At 47.8% G+C, this 4282-nt stretch carries 2 protein-coding genes; both read left to right on the top strand.

What is annotated here, in order from left to right; all coding sequences use genetic code 11:
• Positions 1–1737, top strand: a 1737-nt coding sequence (locus Q7V06_RS05635; RefSeq protein WP_304839296.1) for a PAS domain S-box protein, incomplete at its 5' end; no start/stop codon positions are given.
• 302 nt (positions 1738–2039) lie between these two features.
• Positions 2040–3950 carry a response regulator gene (locus tag Q7V06_RS05630; RefSeq protein WP_304839293.1) on the top strand — a complete coding sequence of 637 codons (1911 nt, stop codon included), beginning with the start codon at positions 2040–2042 and terminating at the stop codon, positions 3948–3950.
• Positions 3951–4282: the final 332 nt, after the last annotated feature.

Below are 4282 nucleotides of genomic sequence, written 5' to 3'. Positions count from 1 at the left end.
ACCACAATCAGGGAGGGGAATGAGTTTGCATCGGAAAGGATCTCCGCAGGTTATAGCGGTACTGATAAAAGGAAGTTTGTATACCATCCAACGCCTGACCATCGCTATATTCTTGAGCTCAGTTATTTCGATGATGAGATCAAGCTGATACGTCAGGACCTCAGATATACTGAAACTGCAGAAACGATCCGGGAGATGAATCCACATCTTACTTCAGTCCGGATCTTCAATTTCATCGGCCATGAAGTCGGGAATACTTCATATATTCTGGATAATGAGCGTACCGCAATCATATCACGGGTGCTTTCATCAGGCGAGGACTATGAGGTGGTCAATCCTTCAAGCGGGTTGGTTGCCCGATACATCTTCATTGATTTATCAAATGATGTTACTCCTCATGAGATGGATCTTGTCGCCGAACTGATCTATTCAACTGCCTCGATAAATACCCTGCTTCTGAAGGTTCTCCATTCACACCTTTTCATCGGAGTGATTGCCCTTTTAATCGGTGGTGGTCTTGCATTCTCCACTACAATGTACTTCACAAGACCCATTCAGTACCTGATGGAAGATACAGAGGAGATACGGCAGGGTAATTTTAGTCACCCGATCCGAATCTCAAGTCTACCTGAACTCCGCTCTTTCTCCCTCTCTCTCCAGGAGATGGTAAGGAAACTCAATGCAATGATGACAAGTCTGCAGGATTCCGAGGAGAGGTACAGAAGTGTTGTTGAGGATCAGACGGAGTTGATCTGCCGTTTCCTCCCGGATAAAACGATCGTCTTTGCAAATAATGCATACTGCCGGTATTTCAGCCTTGATTGCACTGGCGTTATCGGAAGTAAAATCACTCTCGATCTCCACGAAGGTGATATTCAGAAAGTCCGCACCTCTGTCTTCTCCCTCACGACAACAGATCCTATAGCTACGGTTGATTCACGGATAATCACCCCCGATGGCAGAATTTTGTGGCAACGTTGGAATATAAGGGCGTTCTTTGATGGAAACGGAGAGACTATCGAATATCAGGCAGTTGGTCGTGACATCACCGAGGTGAAGGAGGCAGAACGGGCACTGCGGGAGAGTGAGGAGCGGTACCGTTTCATTGCAGAAAATACTGCAGATAGTATCTGGATTATGGATATGCATCAGAAACTGAAGTACATCAGTCCGTCCGTTGAACGGATCAGAGGATTTTCGGTTGAAGAAGTCCTCTCCCAGTCGATAGATGAGATGATGACCCCTGAGTCGTGTGCATATATTGAAACTCTCTTTCAGACCGAGATGGATCGTGAAGCTGCAGGTGACGCTGACCCTGACAGAACATTAACAATTGTGACCAGGGAGTACCGTAAGGATGGAACGATCATCTGTCTTGAGAGTTCTATGAAATTCTTACGGGGTGCTGATGGCAAGCCCATTGGTATCATCGGGACCTCTCGTGATATAACCGAGAAGAAGAGAGCAGAAGAGGCATGGGAGGAGGCTTTTGCTCAGATTGAGGATAATATCTACCAGTTCTCCATCTTAAATGATCAGATCAGAAATCCGATCTCGGTGATCATGGGGATCGCTGATCTTGGGGGTGGAGAAGAGATGGAGCGGATCATCGAACAGGTGAAGGTGATCGACGAGATCATATCCCGATTGGATCAGGGTGTTCTTGAGTCCGAATCTATCAGATCGTTCATGAGAAAGCGATATCCGGTTGATGATAAACGACGATCAAACAAATGAAGGAGAATTTGTGGTAGAGTATGTATCATTCACCATCAGAGAGATCCTACCTCAAAAAATCCACATCCCTCAAATGAGCGGCGGGACGTCTGGAAAACAGAGGTGATTTCATCTTGGAAATATAATCGGATATAATCTTAATTGCTCTTAAATCTCGGTTTAAACGACAAATCCTCATTATATTAGGTCACCCGATATCTGCACCAAATAAGAAAATCAGATGTATGATTTCAATAGGTAGCGGTTTACGTAGAGCTGGTGAGGGTTATTTGGATACGACATATCAATCAGGACTGGGGAGTATGCATATCCTCCATGTCGATGATGAGCCGCTTTTTCTTGAATTGACGAAGATCTATCTTGAAAGAAACGCAGGTGTTAAAGTCACCCATTGCACTTCTGCGGCCGAGGCTCTTGATCTTGTTGAATCAATTGAATTTGACGCGATCATCTCTGATTATGAGATGCCGGGTATGAATGGGATTGAACTCCTCTTTGAACTGAGAAGTGCTGATATCACCACCCCGTTCATCATCTTCACCGGGAGGAGCCGGCAGGACGTTGTGATCGAGGCGCTGAATAAAGGTGCAGATCTCTATATTCAGAAAGGGGGTGATGCCAGATCACAATTTGCCGAACTTGGCAATGCAGTTGCGCGGGCTGTTTTGAAGTACCGGTTTGAAACCGAGACTCATGAATCAAAACGGAGGATTGCCGATATCTTCCACCACCTCCCGGATGCCACCTTTGCCATAGACTGCTCGGGTCGTGTTATTGCCTGGAACCGGGCGATGGAGAAGATGACGGGGGTGAAGGCAGGAACGATCATCGGGAACGGTGACCAGTCCTATTCGGTTCCCTTTTATGGAGTCGCACGACCAACTCTCGTTGATTATATCCTACATCCTGATGACGAGATCCCTCTCTCATACCTGCTTCTCAGAAGGGACCAGGGAGAGATTATTGTTGAGACTGAAACGGCGACGTTACGAGGGGAGCCGGTTGTTCTCTGGGCAAAGGCAACCCTCCTCTATGATAAGAACGGGGAAATTACCGGTGCAATTGAGTCTGTTCGTGATATTACAGCACAAAAAAAAGCAGAAAAAGCTCTCATTGCAGCCGATGAATATCGGCGAACCCTGATAGAGGCGCATATCGATCCTCTCGTGACCATCGCAGCAGATGGGCGGATAGAAGATGTGAATGCAGCGACTGAGGTATTGACAGGCAGGACGAGAGATGAACTTATCGGGACCGGGTTCTGCTCACTATTTACCGATCCCGTATCGGCAGAGGGGATATGCAGGAGAGCATTTGCCGGAGAAACGGCAAGAGAACACCCTCTCCATGTCAGAAATGCCGATGGAGAGATCCAGTTGGTCATCTTTTATGGAACTTTATATCGGGGAAGGGATGGAGTGGTCAGGGGTGTATTTGCCGAATTGCATGAACCGGTCCCCTGTTCCTGTAAGGACGGAGGCTGTGCCTGTTCGGGGGAGGATCAGTCCGCATCTACGATTCATCTCGACATCATTAGCCATGATCTTGCAAATGCACTCTCTACTGCATCTGGATATGCTGATCTCCTGAACGGGATGGTGGATGGAGAGGCGGGCAGGATTGCAGATGCTATAACTCTGACACTCAGAAGGGGACAAGAGGTGATCAGAAGAATAAATAGCGTAAGAAGGTTTGGGATGATCAGAAACGGCAGTGCAGGTATCCGGTTCATCCCGCTTGATCGCGTTATCAAAAATGAGATCCTGCATTTTCCCGGAATTTCAATAGTATATGAAGGGACAGAAAGTATTGTGCTGGCAGATGACCTTGTCGGGGAGATACTCTGGAATCTCCTTGATAATAGTGTCAGGCACGGAGGGTCAGGTGTCTCGATCCGTATCGTTGTATGGGAGGAGGGCGATTCGGTGACTGTTTCGGTTGAAGACACAGGACCTGGTATTCCACTTGGGAAGAGATCGACTGTTGTGTCCGGAGGAGAAGGGCATGGACTCGGTATCATCCGGGAGTTGGTCACAAGGTATGGGGGTGATTTCAGTATCTCTGATCGGGTCTCCGGAAAGCCGGGTGAGGGTGCAAATATCCGGTTCTCTCTCAGAAACGCGTATGGAGAGGATGGCACGATCAGATCAGATGACGGAGCCCGTGTACTGGAGGTACAGGGAAGCACATCTCTGTCGGGCGGGGCGGAGTAGTGTTGCTTTGGCAGGGTGCCGGATATGAAACGAACCAATCTTATGGTGCAATTCGATTCTGAAGGGAGATGATTCTATCTCAGCCTCCGAACTGATGATGTCGCGATCACCTCTCCCTGATCCGGCTCCTCACCCACAAAAGGTACAATTACTCGAAAGTCGTTACTCTATAAATAGCGGGGATCTGGACATGACAAAACAGCGGGTATGGATAGTAGAGGATGAATCGATTGTTGCGATGGATTTGAAACAACGCCTTCAGGCACGGGGTTATGATGTTCTTGGCATCTCAAGTTATGCTGAAGATGCCGTCGAGAAGGTTCGCCAGCATA

This window comes from Methanocalculus sp. (genome assembly GCF_030651615.1).
Classification (GTDB): domain Archaea; phylum Halobacteriota; class Methanomicrobia; order Methanomicrobiales; family Methanocorpusculaceae; genus Methanocalculus.
Note: the sequence above shows the minus strand (reverse complement) of the source record. Positions and strands in the feature narration are given on the sequence as shown.